Origin of the sequence: Candidatus Erwinia haradaeae, assembly GCF_900698995.1 — a bacterium.
Taxonomy (GTDB): Bacteria; Pseudomonadota; Gammaproteobacteria; order Enterobacterales; family Enterobacteriaceae; genus Erwinia_E; species Erwinia_E haradaeae_C.
In genome coordinates, this window is sequence record NZ_LR217735.1 from 435,122 (window position 1) to 454,774 (window position 19,653).

9 protein-coding genes are annotated in these 19,653 nt (G+C 28.7%); 7 read left to right on the forward strand and 2 right to left on the reverse strand.

The features are described 5' to 3' along the window. Nucleotides 1-675: 675 nt before the first annotated feature. The 3 genes from prlC (at nt 676) to orn (ending at nt 4,730) form a co-directional block, all read left to right on the forward strand. Complete coding sequence (gene prlC, locus ERCISPPA3004_RS01405) at nt 676-2,736, forward strand: oligopeptidase A (RefSeq protein ID WP_157990351.1); 2,061 nt, start codon at nt 676-678, stop codon at nt 2,734-2,736. Between the two features lie 7 nt (nt 2,737-2,743). Then, nucleotides 2,744-3,496 (forward strand): class I SAM-dependent methyltransferase, encoded by a 753-nt coding sequence (locus ERCISPPA3004_RS01410; RefSeq protein WP_157990352.1) that lies wholly within the window; start codon nt 2,744-2,746, stop codon nt 3,494-3,496. Nucleotides 3,497-4,184: 688 nt separating this feature from the next. Then, nucleotides 4,185-4,730, forward strand: a complete 546-nt coding sequence (gene orn, locus ERCISPPA3004_RS01415; RefSeq protein ID WP_157990675.1) for an oligoribonuclease — start codon at nt 4,185-4,187, stop codon at nt 4,728-4,730. Nucleotides 4,731-5,257: 527 nt separating this feature from the next. On the opposite strand, the gene sohB is transcribed toward orn, so the two are convergent. Further along, complete coding sequence (gene sohB, locus ERCISPPA3004_RS01420) at nt 5,258-6,289, reverse strand: protease SohB (protein WP_157990353.1); 1,032 nt, start codon at nt 6,287-6,289, stop codon at nt 5,258-5,260. A 1,101-nt stretch (nt 6,290-7,390) separates the two neighbouring features. Between sohB and ERCISPPA3004_RS01425 the strand changes: the two genes are divergently transcribed. Next, on the forward strand, nt 7,391-8,620 hold the full coding sequence (locus ERCISPPA3004_RS01425; RefSeq protein ID WP_157990354.1) for a multifunctional CCA addition/repair protein: 1,230 nt from the start codon (nt 7,391-7,393) through the stop codon (nt 8,618-8,620). Nucleotides 8,621-9,960: 1,340 nt separating this feature from the next. Here ERCISPPA3004_RS01425 and rsmC read toward each other — a convergent pair. Continuing rightward, nucleotides 9,961-10,977: a 16S rRNA (guanine(1207)-N(2))-methyltransferase RsmC gene (gene rsmC / locus ERCISPPA3004_RS01430; RefSeq protein ID WP_157990355.1), complete on the reverse strand. Its 1,017-nt coding sequence runs from the start codon at nt 10,975-10,977 to the stop codon at nt 9,961-9,963. A 353-nt stretch (nt 10,978-11,330) separates the two neighbouring features. Between rsmC and ERCISPPA3004_RS01435 the strand changes: the two genes are divergently transcribed. From ERCISPPA3004_RS01435 to lpxM, 3 genes are all read left to right on the forward strand, one after another. Further along, nucleotides 11,331-11,732, forward strand: coding sequence for a DNA polymerase III subunit psi (locus ERCISPPA3004_RS01435; RefSeq protein WP_157990356.1), 402 nt, complete (start codon nt 11,331-11,333; stop codon nt 11,730-11,732). Nucleotides 11,733-13,139: 1,407 nt separating this feature from the next. Next, nucleotides 13,140-15,740, forward strand: a complete 2,601-nt coding sequence (topA, locus tag ERCISPPA3004_RS01440; protein WP_157990676.1) for a type I DNA topoisomerase — start codon at nt 13,140-13,142, stop codon at nt 15,738-15,740. A 2,544-nt stretch (nt 15,741-18,284) separates the two neighbouring features. After that, nucleotides 18,285-19,259 carry a lauroyl-Kdo(2)-lipid IV(A) myristoyltransferase gene (gene lpxM, locus ERCISPPA3004_RS01445; RefSeq protein ID WP_157990357.1) on the forward strand — a complete coding sequence of 325 codons (975 nt, stop codon included), beginning with the start codon at nt 18,285-18,287 and terminating at the stop codon, nt 19,257-19,259. Nucleotides 19,260-19,653: the final 394 nt, after the last annotated feature.

Here is a 19,653-nt window from a genome sequence, read left to right on the forward strand (position 1 = left end):
AATTTAAATACTATAATAAGTATTTTAAATGTTAATATATTAATTGTTATATATTTCACAAATCAATCTACATTAAGTATTGGCAGAGCGTTTCTTATTTTATTTGTAGAGACCTTATTGAGAACATTAGTTAAATTTTTTATTTGATGAAGCTAAAGTATATATATCATAGTACAATTAAACAGATTATATTTATAGACAAATAAGAATAAAGTGTATCGATAATAGATATATTCTAAAGTATATATATCTGTAATTTTTTTATCATCTATCATATATTCTAAAGAATATATGATTAAAACAGACCGTTTATTAGGCATGTTATTAGATAATAAAATTCAAGCAGCATCAATAATATATATAATATTAGGTGATACAAATAAGAATCTATATTCATAACCGTAGAGATGTTATTGAAAAAAACAAAATCTATTTATATTAAATGTATTAAGTAGATTATTCATAAAAATTAATAGATTAATATTTATTAAATCACTATTAATAGTAGTGTAAAATGTTTGATTTATATAAAATAATAAGAATTATGTATAGTGCTAGAGCTTTAAAAAGATCATTTCAAAGTTATAGCTACGGCTTCTACTTGAATAATATTCATGATAATACTATTATGTATTATTGAATGCTGAATAATTTTCCTAACATCAGGGTTGTATAATGACTAATCCTTTGCTTGATTCTTTTATATTTCCTCCTTTTTGTTCTATTAAAGCCGAACACATAATTCCGGCTATCAAGTGTGCTCTGAGCCAGTGTCGAGAAGTAGCAAAAAAAATAATAGATCAATGTGGTCCCTATGATTGGGATAATTTAGTACAGCCTTTAATGGAAGCAGATAATTATCTCAGTCGTGTATTTTCTCCTATTAGCCATTTAAACTTAGTAAAAAATGATCCAGAATTGAGATTAGCTTATGAGCAAGTTTTATGTATGTTATCTGAATACAATTCCTGGGTTGGTCAAAATGAAGCGCTATATATAGCATATTGTAAACTGAAAGGTAATGCTTTTATCTATCAATCATTAAATATCGCACAAAAAAAATTTATAGATAATACTCTTCGAGATTTTCAGCTTTCTGGAATAGGTTTATCTAAAGCTCAAAAGAGTCGCTATAAAGAGATTTCTACGCGTTTGTCGGTACTTTCTGCAACTTATAGTAATAATGTGCTCGATTCTACTATGGGGTGGGAGAAGGTTATCACAGATAAGAATGATCTTACCGGTATACCAGACAGCATCTTAGCGACTATGAAGTTAAAGGAAAAAACTATAAACCAAAATGGATGGCGTTTAACATTAGATGTAACTAGCTATATACCCGTGATAACTTATTGTGATAATAGAGCCTTACGTGAAGAGATTTATTATGCTTACTTCACGCGCGCTTCCGATCAAGGCCCAAATGCCGGTAAGTGGGATAATGCATCAATTATGCATGAAACATTAACTTTACGTCATGAATTATCAAAAATACTTGGATTTTCTTCTTATGCTGAGAAGTCATTAGTTACAAAGATGGCAGAAAATTCAGATCAGGTTATTCTTTTTCTTAATGATTTAGCGCAACGCATACATTCAAAAGCAGAAGAAGAATTAGAGCAATTACGCATATTTGCAAAAAAAGAATATAACATTAATGATTTACAACCATGGGATATAGTTTTTTTCAGTGAAAAACAAAAACAGAGTCTGTATAATATTTCTGATGAACAATTACGTCCTTATTTTCCAGAGAATTTGGTTCTTAAGGGACTTTTTAAAATAGTTGAGAATGTCTATGGTATTACGACTATAGAGCGTAATGATGTTGAAGTATATCATGAGGATGTTCGATTTTTTGAATTATTTGATGAAAATCAAATTATGCGTGGTAGTTTTTTTCTTGACCTGTATGTAAGAGATCATAAATGCAGTGGGGCATGGATGGATGACTGTGTTAGTCGGATGCGTAAATCAGATGGTACTTTACAAAAACCAATAGCTTATATAACTTGTAATTTTAATCGTCCATATGATGGGGAAGTGGCACTTTTTACTCATCAGGAAGTAATTACGTTATTTCACGAATATGGTCATGGCTTGCATCACATGTTAACTAAAATTGAGACACGTGGTGTGTCTGGTATTCATGGTGTCCCATGGGATGCAGTTGAAATGCCCAGTCAATTAATGGAAAATTGGTGCTGGCAACCAGAATCTTTAATGTTAATTTCTGGTCATTATAGAACTGGCAAAGCATTACCACAAATATTTTTAAATAAATTATTAGCAACAAAAAACTATCAAATAGCATTATTTATACAAAAACAAATAGTGTTTTCTTTATTTGATTTTCATTTGCATTTGCAATGCGGTCAAGATAAAAGTGTAAAAATTATAGAGTTATTTCGAGATATAAAATATCAGATATCTGGTGTATTGGAACCAAAATGGAGTCGTTTTCCTAATACATTTAATCATATCTTTTCTGGGAGCTATGCGGCAGGTTACTATAGTTATTTATGGGCTAATGTTTTAGCGTCAGATGCTTGGTCGCGTTTTGAGACAGAAGGTATTTTTAATCGCGATACTGGGCAGTCTTTATTAGATAATGTTTTAACACGTGGTGGATCTGAACATCCCATGACTTTGTTTTATCGTTTTCGTGGCCGTCAACCAACAATAGATGCAATGTTAAAGCAATATGGAATAACATCTACAAATAGAACAATATAAGTTATTTATGCGTATTTGCTTATTAGATGAATCAGGTGTAATAAATAAAAATAATCTATCTGTCTTAGCCGCTCGATGGAATTTAGAGCATGATAATAATACAATAATGGCTTTAGTAATGAAGCCATCTCATCTTGAATTACAAAAACGAAATGAACCCTTGCTTGGCGGCATAGTAGTGAATTTTTCCTCTAAAGCGCGATTATATAGACGTAATTTTGGCGGAGGAATTGAAGAGGCCCTATCAAAAGCTGTAGGTATAAAGAAAAATTATTATCCAAACATATTAGATGCCACCGCAGGGTTAGCTCGTGATGCTTTTGTATTAGCAGCATGTGGCTGTCAAGTGCAGATGTTAGAGCGTCATCCAGTGATTTCACTACTATTAGAAGATGGTTTAAGGCGTGGTTATGCTAATTTAGAGATTGGATCATGGTTATGCGAGCGTTTGATTTTATTAAATTCCTCTAGTTTATTAGTTTCGAGCAAGATTTATCCAAAACCAGATGTGATATACATTGATCCAATGTACCCTAAAAAAAAGAAAAGTGCTCTAGTAAAAAAAGAAATGCGCATATTGCAATACTTAGTAGGTTTAGATGAAGATGCAGATAAGCTATTAGAACCTGCACGTGCTCTTGCAAAAAATCGTGTGGTAGTGAAGCGTCCGCATTATGCGCAATCATTAGCAGGAATTATAAGTGATAAGTCTATAAAAACTAAAAAACATCGTTTTGATATTTATTTTGCTACTAGTTGATAGCCAAGTATTCGATAAGTTAAGCGTTATATATTTATTAGCAAACTTATTGTCGAGTATTTTTTTTATTAACGATCAATCTTTAATTAATGTATCCATATATGTTGATGTATATATATTAACATAATTATCTGATTTTTAAATATCTTAATCTTTGATAGAAAAGATCTTAGTATAATAGCGTATCTATGGATTTTTGGATAATGATACAAGAAACACATCTTAATCTTATAAATTAAGATGTGTTTCTTGTATAAAATAAAGATATCTGCACAAAGATACATTATCGACGGATTTTTGAAAATATATACAATATAATAATTTATTTGATAAGATATGATCAAATCATTAAAAATGTGTTGTCTAATAATATTTCATCTATGTTCTGTATATTTATTGTATTTAGTTTGTTGATAGTATATATGCAACAATATTAGATATTTTATAAGCAGGAAGGATTTTATTTATAGAGAGCTCTATAGCTATAGTATGATCGAAGCATTCGTTTAAAATAAAAGCAATCTAGGCAGAGCAATAAATTATTAAATTATGATTTTTTTAGTTTTTCACATTTTTCAGAGACAGCTACACATGATCTATTTATAGTATTTTAAGCAATAAGTATAATGTTTAAAGAACATATATGCTTTATCTATTTAAGTAATTAACATGCTTTATGAGAGTACTTATAATTTTGAATATGAACAATCTAATATGGATTGATCTGGAAATGACTGGTTTAAATCCAGAAAGAGATCGCATTCTTGAAATTGCTATACTTGTAACAAATTCAGACCTACAAGTTCTTTCTCAAGGACTGGTTTGTGCGATATATCAATCAATGGAAGTTCTTAGCTTAATGGATGAATGGAATATAAAGACGCATACTGCTAGTGGTTTAATTTCTAGGGTACAGAATAGCCAAGAAAGTGAACGTTCTGCTGAGATTTTAATTTTAAAGTTTTTAAAAACATTGATACCAGCTAAATGTTCACCTATGTGTGGTAATAGTATAGCTCAAGATCGGCGTTTTTTATTTAAGTATATGCCAGATTTAGAAAATTATTTTCATTATCGTTATCTGGACGTAAGCACTCTTAAAGAATTAGCACGTCTTTGGAAACCGGAGCTTCTATTAGGATTTAAAAAACAAGGCACGCATCGAGCACTAGATGATATTTATGACTCTATTGCAGAATTAGTCTACTATCGACAGAATTTGATACAGCTCTAAAGATTTGGATCCTTATAATACTTCTAGTAAACATATCTAATCAGTATTAGTAGATTTTTTAAATTTTTTTATATGACCTAAAAATTTGATTTTCTTACAGTAGAATACATTTAAATATAAAAACGTTGATGTTTTATAAGTTTCAATATAAGAACAGAGATCATTAGATCAAATATTGTAGATAAAATTTAGTATGCAGTATCCTCATAACATAAATCTCAAATAGTTAATTATAATACCATAGAAAATTCATTGATAACCATAAATCCTCTTATGGTTATGGAGTATCTAGTAATACCATGATTATAAATAAATTATGTTATAAGATATATCATCTTGATGTTACTAGATAAATATTTTTTTGAAATAAATAACAGGCTAAATATTATATATAAATATATCCTTTTTCTCTAGCTTTTGTAAAAATAATCTTATTCTTTTCTAGATTGAATAAATTTTTACCATATTAAAAAATTTTTCAGTGAGAAAATATTAATATATTTTTATACGTAAAAATAATTACGTGATTATTTTCTTAAAAATTTTTCCAAGATCTGAGTCATGCTATGGTGTATACTATGATTAAAACGGTCTAGAATTCCTTTTTTTTGAGTATAGCAAAGACTTATGATGTTATATTCTGAGATTTTATCCATGATCCAATTATCGCTAGTAGTAATATGGTCTACTAATCCTTTTTCTAATGCTTGACTACCATACCAGTGCTCTCCAGTTGATACGATATCTATATTTAATTGTGGCCGCATTTGATGTACAAACTGCTTAAATAGTAAGTGTGTTTGATTTAAATCTTCACAGAACTTTTCTCTTCCCTCTGTGCTATTTTCACCAAATAACGTTAAAGTACGTTTATGCTCTCCAGCGGTATGGAGCTCCATGTCAATTTTGTTTCTTTTTAAAAGACGGTGAAAATTAGGGATTTGCGCTACCACACCAATTGATCCAATTAATGCAAACGGTGCGGCAACGATATAGTTAGCTACACATGCCATCATGTAACCTCCGCTAGTAGCAATTTTGTCTACAGAAATTGTTAGCGGAATAGATTTTTGTCGTAACCGTTGAAGTTGTGATGCGGCTAAACCATAGCCATGCACTACCCCACCAGGACTTTCAAGACGCAATAATACTTCATCACCTTTCTCAATAACAGATATAATTGCAGAGATTTCTTGTCGTAACGATGATACCTCTTTAGCATTTATACTACCTATAAAATCAAGTATATATAACGTTGGTTTTTTTTTGTTTGTAGAATGTCCTACCTTATTTTTTTGTTTTAGTTCTTTCTGTTTCTTTTTTTCTTTCTTTTTATATTCTTTTTTCCATAATTTTTTTTCTAAAGGAAGCATTTTTTCTAAATTTATTCTATCTTGTATTTCAAGATAATATGTATCTAATCGAGTTAATATTAGTTTTCCGGCTCTATTATTGCCACGTTTCGTAAGATTAGGAATCATAACTAATAATACTATTAATGTGATCACTATAGTAATAATTTTAGCAAGAAAGAGTCCATAAAAAGAAAGTAAATCCACTTGATCCGCCTCAAAATAAGATGTGAAAGATCTATCGAGTTTGTTGTATATTTGATAGTAAGTTTTGTTTTATAGTTTCTGTAAAAGATCTAAAATATTTTAGATTATAATCACTACATAACATAATAGGTATCTTTATATTTATATTTTTACTTTAAATCTTTATTTAATAGAGATATTAATCTATCTATTTAATAGATAGATTTTGTAGTTATAGATATCTAATCTGTCGCTAGGAAATATTTTGAAATTTTCATAGTTAGGTTTATTTTTTCATATAGATTAATATTTATCACATTAAATATCAATTATATGACGATAATTTTATTTATAAGTCAACAGGTTTTAAGTTTTGTATTTTATCACGTAAAGAATATGGATGTTAATATAAAATTAAATAAGAGTATGATTTTTATATACCAATTCTTTTTATTAGATTTTTTTCAAATAATTTATCAACTTATATTAAGTTGATTACATTTTTATTGATATATAATATATATACATGTGTTATGAATGATTCATGGAAATTATCATCTGTATGTTAACAGTTAACATAACTATCTATATGACATAATGAGTTATTATGTAAACTGATTGTAAAAATTTTTATATATTTTCACGTAGATGTAACAATTAGAGATTGTGTTATAATTTGATCAAAAAATAAAATTTTAAAAGAACTATTATATAAATAACTGTCAGTAGACTATTTGCATAATTACTATTATTGGTAGTAATTTAAGAAGCATTTAAGATTTACTCAGCATTAATTAAGTATGTAAAATGTTCATTTTGACATCAGATATGTTGCAGAGATAAAAATATGTTGCAGAGATAAAAATAAATAAAAAGGCACAAAACAGATAGTATAATAAGCCGTTTGTGATTTTTATATTAGATTCAGTTCTTATAATAAGATTATTTGCATGATCATTCCAGAAATTTCATATTATATGTAGAATATAAATCATTTACTTCTCTGTGAAAATCTTCATTTTATAAAAGAAAAATTCTGAATGTTATTAAATTAATAAAGTTCTTATTAATTTAATTAAGTTATTCTAAGAATAATTGATTTTATTTTTTTGGAGCAGAAGAATGGAAATATACCTAGTTGGTGGCGCTATTCGTGATGAACTATTAGATTTACCAGTGAAGGATAAAGATTGGGTAGTAGTAGGAGGTTCCCCCAAGCAAATGCTTCAATTAGGCTATAAAAAAGTTGGCCGTCATTTTCCAGTTTTTCTACATCCAATTAGTCGTGAAGAATATGCATTAGCTCGCACTGAGAAAAAATCAGGCAAAGGATATATCGGGTTTGTTTGTTATTCGAAACCTGATGTTACCCTTAAGGAAGATTTAGCTCGCCGTGATCTGACTATTAATGCTATTGCAAAGGATAAATATGGTGTATATTATGATCCATATGGTGGACGTATTGATCTTCAAAAGCGAAAATTGCGTCATATTTCTTCCGCTTTTTGTGAAGACCCGTTACGTGTATTACGTATAGCTCGTTTTTCTGCTTATTTTGCTAATTTACAGTTTCGAATTGCTCAAAAAACATGGAATCTCATGAAAAAGGTGGTAGATAGTGGAGAATTGTCTTCTCTTTCTCGAGAACGTATATGGAGAGAGATGGATCTTGCCCTTAAAACACATCATCCTCAGGTTTTTTTGCAGGTTTTAAAGGATTGCGGTGCTCTGAATAAACTATTCCCTGAATTAAATTTGGTATATTGTTCTTTTTTTTTCAAAAAAACACAAGGTCCCTTGATTACCACTAATAAAAAAAATATTTTTTTAACATTATCTACAGTGGCAAAACATTGCTTAGAAGTTGATGTTCGATTTGCTGCGTTGTGCTATGATCTGAAAAAATCTATAATAACACAAGATAATATCTCTAATAATGGCAAGGCTGATAAGATAGGCACTAGGATCATTTCAATTTTTTGTAACAGTCTGCAGATTCCAAAAAAATATCGTGATCTTGCATTATTAGTATCTGAATTTTATGGTGTATTGCATACCATTCATCTTTCTTCTCCTGAGGAGTTGATCACACTATTTAATCGTATAGATGCTTGGAGAAAGCCATATCGTGTAGAGAAGATCGCGTATATTATTGATGCTGATTCTAGTAAATGTAAAACATGTTCAGAGAATTTCTCCTCTAAGGGAGAGTATTTTTATCATACTTGGAAAATTGTCCAGAGTGTATCGACTCAGGAAATTATCTCTGCGGGATTTATAGGACAAAAAGTACGTGAGGAGCTTTGTAGACGTCGAATTTCTGCCTTAACTATCCGGCAAAATTCTCAGTAAAGTATTTAAAACTTTTTTAAATTTAGCAGTATATGCTAATACTATAGAATATGATGTTAATTTTTAAGCTATGGATACATACTCTTTACAAGATGTTTTTGATCTTTTTGATAATTATTTATTGAATGAATATAATCAAAACACCTAAGATTTAACATTTTATTTTTTAATTACTCACATATACTGAATAAATCTAGAATAATGAAAAATAAATAAATCATTTATGGTAATTTAAAAACTAAATAAAAATTATACTCTAAAATAGTCAATAGTTTTTTAAAAGAGTAAAATAAAATGTGATAATTTGAATTTATGTCTGTTTTGTAATGGGTTTTTTTTGTCTAATTTTAATTAGACTTAACGTTTATTTTACTCATTAGTTTTCTTTCAGGAGAGCTGTGTATATGGACATATTTAATGATTTTATGAAAAATGACGTTAATATATCAAGCATATTTGCTTACTTAGTTAGTAAGCGCAACAGTAACATTGTAGTAATTGTTTAAATTTTAGTAATCTGTCAGATAATCAAAGTTTTTACATATATTATTGTGTGTATTTTTGTATCAAAGAAACCTTTTTAAGATCTAATAAAGGTTATTCCTTTACTAAGTTGTCTTATGGGGTGTTTGAATATATTTATAGCATATTTTATATATATGATATATAAAATATCATATATTAACTTTAATATATATCAATTTAATATATTATAACATCTTGTATACTTATGTACATATTTTATGGAAAATTTTTAGTAAAATGATTAAAATTATAATTGAATAATTATTCTAGAATTTAATCAACTTTCACTATGTGTCTCTGCATGAATGTTTATAGAGTTTATAGTTATTTAGATTTTTAGTTTTTAGATAATTAAAATTAGACAGGTTATATTGTATTTTTATATGTCATAGATATATAAGAGATAATATATCTATGAGATTGAAAGAGATTCGTAATTTTATTAATATAATATTATTTATAATAATAAAAGGAATCTATTTTGTGTGTGAAACTATAAGTTTCTTATATAATAAGATATTTCAGGAACTTAATAATATTAAAGAACTAGATAATACAAAATGTAATAAGTTAAATCATTGAGTGCTATAGTGAGGCTAAGATTTGTATTACTTTCAAACAATTTGGCAATTGATAATAATTTAAGTCTTATTTTAGCAGAAAATCATGAATATTAAGTAATTATGCTAGATATAAGTTTTTTTCCTAAATTAGAGTTGTCATCATAATTTATGATTACAAAAGCATAGTTTTTTTAAGGATTATCTATTGTCTGTATATGAACTTGTATAAATAAGGTGTTTGTTGTAAGTGGTTTAATTATCTTTTATAGCACTATAAACTTTGAAATATTTATTACATATTATCACTGTATGATGACCGAATACTTTATTTAATATATGGTGGTAAGGAAGAAACGAGTTAGCAACAATTCTTAATTCACCTCCTTTATATAAAAAATTAGGCGCATCTTTGATCAATGTTCGTGCAATATCTAAGGTTACTTTTGGTCCATCATGGAACGGTGGATTTGCCACAATCATATCGAAGCATCCTGTGATTTTAGAGTAAATATTGCTAGCTAGGACAGCTCCTTTTAGGTTATTGCATAATAGTGTAGCTTTGCTGGCCACAAGGGCTGCTACATTTATATCAGCTAAGGTAATATTAGCTGATGGTGAGCGGTTAGCTATAACAGCGGAAATTATACCTGTACCACAACCAACATCTAGAATCTTTCCTTCCATGTCTTTCCTGAAAGTTGATAGTAAAAGCTCAGTTCCGTTATCTATACCATTATATCCGAATACCCCTGGTAAACTTTTAAGGGTTATTCCTTCTACTAAATGTTCATGCCAAAATTCACATAGATTAAAATATGATTTTTTGGCAAGAGATCCATAATATAGACCGCAACGATAAGCGCTATCAATCTTTATTAGATTGACCCAATTTTCAAGCATACCGTGAGCGCTGCGTATGCCACTAGAATACTCTCCAACTATAAAAATATCACTTCCACATGTTAGTAAGGATAATAAATTTTGTAACTGAAATTGCGCTTTTTTTTTATTATTTGGCCAATAATATATGAGAGTATCACAATTATCTAAGATGCTTGATATAGGTGATAGGCTAAAATAAACCTTAGTTTGTGGTATTTTTCTAAGAGTTTCCCATTGATGATATTGTTGGGTATGTATATAACTATTTTCTGTTTCTAGTTGAGCAGATAATGTGTCTTGTAGATGACCAGAAAATACTATACGTCGTTTATTAAATTTATTATGATGCCGTAATAGCATTGCGCTAGCTGGACTAAAAATGGACATTAATACGTCCTATTTCATCATAGCTGTAATTGTATAATTTTATATTTTACAGACTGGTTGATAGATTGATCATTATCATATACTTAATATATTATATATAATTATATTATATTATATTATATTATAAAATAATAGAATAATAGAATATTTTAGTATTGTCTAATACTAAATTTAATTTATAGTTTTACTAAACATTAATACAAGTCTGGTGATTTTCTAGAAAAATAGATAGGATATTTATTGTATTTCTACAGTTTTATAAAATTGCTATAAGCACAATTTTTCTCTTTATTTATTATGTATATACACTTAATGAGTAGTGTTAAGGTTTAATTACTAGATAGGTAATTAGTATGTCTATAAGATGTCGCGATCAGTTGTTACAAAAAATAGGTATCACTCAGTATATATTGAAGCGTCTTTATGTCTTGGCAGGGGATATAGTGATTAAGCTTCCGGTAGAAACTCGTCTAGTTATCGTTTCAGATAGACCGCCGATTTTAACAGATTCACTAATAGTGGATGTGTTGCGAACTTTACATATAAAATTAACACAAGTGCAGGTTTTAACTAAAAAACAATTACTATTGTTACCAAAAGATGCTAATCAGTACAGATGGCTTCTAGGTGTAAAATCTTCTAAACTTTTTACCGGAATTCAAATTACGTCACCTATATTATCAGAGCTGCATTATAATCCAAGCGCTAAACGAGCGCTTTGGAAGCAAATATATCAATATCAGTTAGATCTATAGAGTTTGATTTAAACATAATACACATAAGATTATGTCATTATAGAAATGGCGTATAGCCTGGATTGTCTGATAAAGAAGAAAAAGAGTAGTTATTAATAAAAAATAAAGACCTCTTCTTTGTATTTTCATATGCTAATAGAGTGGTAGGTGTTTTAATACAAGAGACACTATAAAGAAGAATATTAATTTATTAATAGATATCTTTTTATGAAATTATATAAATCTGATAGATTGTTATATAAATCTAATTTAGATATTCTTAATCAGTGTTAGATAATGTACATACAATACTTACATTATTATTACAAGGCTATATTGTACATCTACAAATAATATAATTTCTAATTATTTGGTGTATCTAGTAGTACTGTTACTAGATTATTAGTGCTTATTTGATTGTCAAAAAATATATACACACTTATTTAATGATTTATAATATTAGTACATTATTCTTATTTATCTCCTAATATAATTAAGCAATATATAGTTAGATCTATAATGTGGGTTTACTTTATAGTAATTAATGGCTTATTTTAAAGTATTTCTAAAAGATTATTAACGAATTTTTATATTAAAAAACTGTAGTTGTATAGAAATATCTATTATTGAATATGACGTATGATAATGCATTTCATAGGTAAAATTAATATAGCAATTTCTTTCTTTCATTTTGATCATTAGTATCTTTATATCAATGATATATTACATATATTATATGTACTATTTACTAATATAAATTTACTAAAATATGAATACTGTATAAATTTTTTATAAAAAATAAATTTTATTTTAAATAACTCTGAAATTGTTTTATCTATATTTTATCGATAGCAAATATTAAGTGTATGGCATTTACAATGTAAATATTTCATCCTTATTGATTATTTTTAGATTGCGCAACTGTCTTGCAGACAGAATGGGGATTTTATTCATTTTTATATGAATAAAATTCATGATAGATTGTACAATAGAGTTATACTAATGAGGTATATAAGATGAACTAAGATAGATACTATATTTTATTATATCGCATAAATAAATTATATTATATATTTTGTATGTATAAAAACTACAGAAAGAGAGTCTTTAATATTTTCTCTTAATATTAGTATATTTAAGTAGTATATTTTCAGATTCTGATTATTTAGGTTACTATAGCTGATATTTTAAACTGATGCTTCAAAAAACAGGACAGGCCAGAATAACTGTAATGTTTGTGCTGTATCAGATACGTAGATGCATTTCCTGCATAGTAAAGTGTATACATTAAAATTAAAAATTAAATCAAGTGATTTAAAATTATTCTATGTGGCATAGCTACTCTTAAAATAAACTATTTCACTGTATATTTAACTTTATACAATGGTATGCATAACTTTATAAGGTCATCATTGGGCGAAAATGACTATGGGTAAAGCTTTAGTAATAGTTGAGTCTCCGGCAAAAGCAAAAACCATTAATCAATATCTTGGCGGGGACTACATAGTGAAGTCCAGTGTAGGGCATATTCGTGATTTGCCTATTAATGGTTCGTCATTTTATAAAAGTACTGATTTAAACACTGCTGGCAATCATACAAAGATAAAAAGAAATGAGATAATGTGTCTAGTTAGTCGTATGGGAGTAAATCCTTTTAATAACTGGGAGGCTAATTATCACGTCTTGCCAGGTAAAGAAAAAGTTGTGTCAGAACTTAAGGAAATTGCTAAAAAGGTCGATCATATCTATCTTGCAACTGATTTGGATCGCGAAGGGGAAGCTATCGCATGGCATTTAAAAGAAGTTATTGGTGGTGAGCAATCACGTTATAGTCGCGTGGTGTTTAATGAAATAACTCAATCTTCTATTTCTGAAGCTTTTAGTCAGCCTGGTGTCGTGAATATGTATCGTGTCAACGCGCAGCAGGCGCGTCGTTTTATGGATCGCGTGGTTGGTTATATGATATCACCGATTCTTTGGAAAAAAATTTCACGAGGATTATCTGCTGGTCGTGTTCAGTCAGTAGCAGTGCGTCTGATTGTTGAGCGTGAACGTGAAATTAAAGCTTTTATCCCTGCAGCATATTGGACGCTTCATGCCTTTTTAAGAACCCCTGATGATATTGTTTTTCAAATGAAGGTAAAGAAATATCGCAAAAAATCTTTTTGTCCTATAAGTCTTTCTGAAATTCATAGTGCTAGCACTTTATTATCTAAATCTAACTTTATCGTTAAAGATTGTATAGATAAATTGATTACCATGAAACCAGGAGCTCCCTTTACTACTTCTACATTGCAACAGACTGCAAGCACACGTCTTGGTTTTAGCGTAAAACGCACAATGATGATGGCACAAACATTATATGAGGCAGGGTATATTACATATATACGAACTGACTCGACTAATCTCAGTCAGGATGCACTGGTTATGGTTCGAAGTTATATTAAAGAGAAATTTAGTACAAAATATCTCCCAAAAATAGCGAGAGTATATCGTATTCAAGGGAACAGGAATGAAGCTCATGAAGCTATTCGCCCATCAGATGTAAAAGTACTTAGTATACAACTGCAGAATATGTCAGCTGATGCAAAAAAGTTATATCAGCTCATTTGGCGTCAGTTTGTTGCTTGTCAAATGGTCTCTGCACAATATCATTCTCGAACTTTAATCGTAGAAGCGAAAGGTTTTAAATTGAGTACAAATGGACGCACTCTATTTTTTGATGGCTGGATGAAAGCAATACCTTCTTCAAGAAAGGATAATGAAGATCAGATTATTCCGAAATTGGTAGTCGGCAGTGAGTTAAGTTTAAATAAACTTTTGCCTAATGAACATTTTACGCAGCCTCCTGTTCGATTTAATGAAGCGTTACTTGTGCGTGAACTAGAAAAACGTGGTATTGGTCGTCCTTCAACTTATGCATCTATCATTGCCACTATTCAGGAGCGTGGATATGTGAAACTCGATTCTCGTCGTTTTTACGCTAATAAAATAGGTGAGATAGTCACTGATCGGCTAACAGAAAATTTTCCTGACTTAATGAATTATAACTTTACTGCGAATATGGAAGATAACTTAGATCAGGTGGCAAATAATACAGCAGAATGGAAAATAGTTTTAGATGATTTTTTTATAAAATTTAGAGAGCAATTAACAGCAGCAGAAAGAGACCCTACGCAAGGCGGGATGAGGCCTAATAAAATAGTAAACACTTCTATTAAATGCCCTGCATGTACACGATATATGAATATTCGTACCGCTAAAACTGGAGTCTTTCTTGGATGCTGTGCATATACTTTAGAACCACAATTACGCTGCAAGCAGACTATTCATCTTATTCAGGATAATTCTGCACTACTCAATATGTCAAGTGACAATCATAGCGATACAGATATATTATGCACAAGACGTCGTTGTAAGTTGTGCGGTGTAGCTATGGATATATACTTTATAGATCATGAACGTAAACTGCATATTTGTGGAGAAAATCCTGAATGCGATGGTTATGAGATTGAATACGGTAAATTTAACATAAAAAGTTATACTAAATCTGTTATAAAATGTGAGAAGTGTAACGCTGAAATGTTTATAAAACTAGGTCGTTTTGGGGAATATGTTGCTTGTGTTAATCATGATTGCAAAAATACACGAAAAATAATGCGCAATGGTGATATCGCTCCACCAAAAACAGACCCAGTGCCTTTGCCAGAGCTAATATGTGCAAAGTCAGATGCTTTTTTTGTTTTACGTGATGGGGCTTCTGGAATGTTCTTAGCGGCTAATACGTTTCCTAAATCACGTGAGACTAGAGCTCCTCAAGTGGTAGAACTTCAACGTTATCGTGATATTTTACCAGAAAAATGGTTATATTTAACTCATGCACCTACGATAGATTCAGATGGTAATATAGCAACAATACATTTTAGCAGAAAAACTAAAAAACAGTACGTGAGCACTAAAAAAGATGGTAAAAGTACTGGCTGGTTTGCATATTTTATTAATGGTAAATGGGAAGAGTTCCAAAGATAGTTACGCATCTTATGTGAATTTTACTCATTACTAAAAACACTTTTATTATTCTGTTAGTAATGAATTTATTCTAGCACAGAATAATATTAGATCCAATGAAACTTTAAAAAATACAAATGATGAGATTACTATTTAGCAGATGTTTTGATAGCTTACTAAGCGTTATATCAGATAATTTATAATGAACTTAATAACCTATAATGATTGACAGTACTCTGTATGTAAGTTATGAGGTTTTAGATAGATAGTAGATTGAAAATAAAGAATTTCTTTATAGAATAAAACGTTCTGACAGTTTGTTACATATAGATATTTTTAGTATATCTATCTTCATGGATGAGACTAATATATTAGTAAATAATATATATTATATATACAGTGATTTTATGATAAATAGTCATTAATCTTATATCTATTAATAGATATAAGATTAAATCTTTTGATGATATACTAGTTTTAGTATATCATTTTTGTAAGAAACATATTATATCATGACTGTAATCAGAGAACTAATATAGGCACATGCATAACATATTAAGTGTGATCAATTCATAGAGTGATATATTTAAAAAGTCCAATAATGATCATGATAAAATATCGTGATCAATAAAACACTGATAATAAAAATGAAAAATTTTTATTTAAATATTAGCTAAAGCTAGATAGACAAAGATTGTTAAAATTTAAATCACTAGAATTTAATTAATGAATGGGTAGATATACAATCAGCGCTCTTGTTAAAATTTAACTAAATAATCACATTATTATAAATAATATTTTAATAATAGCTTGGAAGAACATTTAATATCTAATATATAGATGACATCTATTCTAGATGTGACTAGAATTATCATTTTTAAAATGCTACGTATATCTTATAGATAGTACATGCAATAGAAGTGTCACTAGTGATGAGAATCAAAGCGTCTGAGATAATAAATTTTAAAAAAATAATCACCTTACATTGATTGGGCTATTCCTTATGTTGATAGTAGATTAATATTGATCATCAATTATATAGGAAAATTGATTTTTATAGAAAAGACTAAAAAATAAAATTATATAGTATCTATATTCTGTTAGTAATGTATGTATTGGTCAAGGTTATCTGAAATATTGCTACATACCTAGATGATACACGTGGATTGATACTATAATTATAGATCTCTTAATGACGCTATTATACTGTAATAATAAAAGATTCAGTGTTGTATACTATAACAATTATATTTACCGTATGGATCTTTGTAGATTTGCTTTTTAATGATGTTAAAAAATAAAATGTAATATCATAAATTACTTTATTTTATAAAAAAGAAAATTATAATTTTCTTTTTTATAAAATTATAGAGACTCTATATATTTCTTAACTTAAGAAAGAAAAAAATGTCTATGCTTTAGGAGATAAAGTTGATATATAAAACAGCATTTATAATAAAAATAATTAGTTTTTATTACTGTGATAGGGATAGACGCAATTTAAATAATAGCGATCTTTTCTAAAAATCTACGTTATAAAATTAGTAGATAATAAATATTATATATCATAATTCTAATGTAATGTTATTAATATAACATTAATGCATAATAAAAGACTATATATTATGAGTAACTATTAAAAATTTTCTAGATAAATATTTTGTCGAATCTTTACATATTCATCAGGGATTTCAAATTATAATATCTGAATCTATTTTATGAATCATATTCTGCCTTGCTATAGCTTCCTCAGATTTTCATTAGTATAATGACCGAATTATAATACTCTATTGCTACTCAAATCGAATGTTTATTATTACTTCAAACTTTTTTCTTTTGATAAAGTCAACTTATAAACATTATAGAATTAGCTGGATGTCTATTAATAACTAATATTTTTTTGGTTTATAGTGTGCTTAATGCTCGATATCAGCGATTATTTTTTACATTTTAACTTAAAATATTGTACTGATCGATGCCGATATTGATATATTTTAGATCTATATTAGAGTAAGTATAATTATTATAATGATTGATAGAATAATAATAGATCATTTTTGAATACAGGTTGGATTAGTTCCTTACTAAAAATATATGGATTATAAATATTACTCAAATTGGTTATTTGAGTTAGAATATTGACGTCATTACAAATGTAATTGTTTTTAGAGTTTTTCTCTATATTTTGACGAGATTGTATTAACTAATCTAAATCTTTGTGCTCCGATCAGCATATTGATATTTTCTTAAAAATTCTAATCTACTAGAAAACAGTAGGGTGTAGATTGATACAATATTTTTATTTTTAGAGTAGATATATATTTTTCAAAATAGGATATAATTTAAATTTTTTCAGAATTATAGATAAGCAAAAATTAGTATGTTATTTCTGATAGAATATTAACAAGATACAGAAAATCGTTCAATAACGATTTATCTAAATGATTTTGTTAATTAAATATAAGCATATTTTTTAAAAAGTTCTTTTATTATTCATTGTTGTCTTTTGATTGATTATGCGTCTTCTTTTACACGATCCATTGATTATTATTTTAGAGTCAGTGCATGGACAATAAAAAACAAAGTCACGCTCAGTTTATTCCTGTTTTTCATAAATCTTTTTTATTACCAAGATACTGGGGTATTTGGTTAGGCATCGCTGCGTTATCTATTTCCACTTTAATACCAGCATGTTTTCGTGATCCAATTTTAGGCATATTAGGACGGTTAACAGGCAGGCTAGCTCTAGGAGCTAGACGTCGGGCATTGATTAATTTACTTTATTGCCTTCCGGAAAAGTCTGAATCAGAACGTGAAAAAATTGTAGATTCTATGTTTTCTACTATGTCACAGGCAATGGCTATGATGGCTGAATTGGCGCTTAGACCAAATGTAGCAAAATCTCGTATTCATTGGCACAGAAGGCATATTATTGACGATTTACGTCAAAGTGGAAAAAATGTAATACTATTAGTACCTCATAGCTGGGCAGTAGATTTGCCAGCGATGTTATTGGCAGCTGAAGGTCAAAGAATAGCCGCTATGTTTCATCATCAGAGTAATCTAGTTATTGATTATATCTGGAATTTAGTGCGATGCAGATGTGGTGCACGCATGCATGCCCGTAATGATGGGATACGACCTTTTATTAATTCTATCCGTCAGGGATATTGGGGTTATTATTTGCCAGATCAGGATCATGGAGAGAAGAAGAGTGAATTTGTAGATTTTTTTGCAACATATAAAGCTACTTTACCCATTGTGGGTCGAATGATGAAAGTATGTCACGCGACAGTTGTACCACTTTTTCCAGTATATGATAGCAAGACACATTCTCTAGATATTTATTTAAGAGCGCCTTTAATAAAAGATCTTTTTGCGATTGATAATATTCAACAGGCGCGGCGATTAAATGCAGAAGTTGAAGTGTTAGTACGTCCTAATCCAGAGCAGTACACTTGGATATTAAAACTACTAAAAACACGTAAGCCAGGTGACCAAGAGCCATATAAGCGTCGCGATCTGTATCCTAAGAAATAAATTTTAATTTTTAGATATCGAGCATTGTATCAGTAATGATATTTTTATTTTTATTTTTTTAATTATAAATTAGATCTGGTTCTAGAAATAGATAGGGTACAAATTTGACCTTTGCGTATTACCCAATGCAGAAAAATTATTTCAATAATTACGAATGTAGTTTGAAAAAATAAGTATGAAAGATATTTGATAGTAGATATCTAGAGAAACTTTTTTCATCTATGCTATTAGGAGTATTGATTGCTAAGTGTTTTTCATTTTTAAGAGTTTCTTTCTAGAAAAAGATTAATAGATCCTATGCCAGAAAGAACTAATATATGTCGAATACAATTAGACAATAATTAAAAAATTTTTCTAAATATCATGAGTTTTTTATCAGGAAATAAGTTATATA

What these genes read in the sequence shown, in the direction of transcription:
- prlC (WP_157990351.1), top strand. Translation starts at nt 676, where the DNA reads ATGACTAATCCTTTGCTTGATTCTTTTATATTTCCTCCTTTTTGTTCT.
- ERCISPPA3004_RS01410 (WP_157990352.1), top strand. Translation starts at nt 2,744, where the DNA reads ATGCGTATTTGCTTATTAGATGAATCAGGTGTAATAAATAAAAATAAT.
- ERCISPPA3004_RS01425 (WP_157990354.1), top strand. Translation starts at nt 7,391, where the DNA reads ATGGAAATATACCTAGTTGGTGGCGCTATTCGTGATGAACTATTAGAT.
- rsmC (WP_157990355.1), bottom strand. Translation starts at nt 10,977, where the DNA reads ATGTCCATTTTTAGTCCAGCTAGCGCAATGCTATTACGGCATCATAAT.
- ERCISPPA3004_RS01435 (WP_157990356.1), top strand. Translation starts at nt 11,331, where the DNA reads ATGTCTATAAGATGTCGCGATCAGTTGTTACAAAAAATAGGTATCACT.
- topA (WP_157990676.1), top strand. Translation starts at nt 13,140, where the DNA reads ATGGGTAAAGCTTTAGTAATAGTTGAGTCTCCGGCAAAAGCAAAAACC.
- lpxM (WP_157990357.1), top strand. Translation starts at nt 18,285, where the DNA reads ATGGACAATAAAAAACAAAGTCACGCTCAGTTTATTCCTGTTTTTCAT.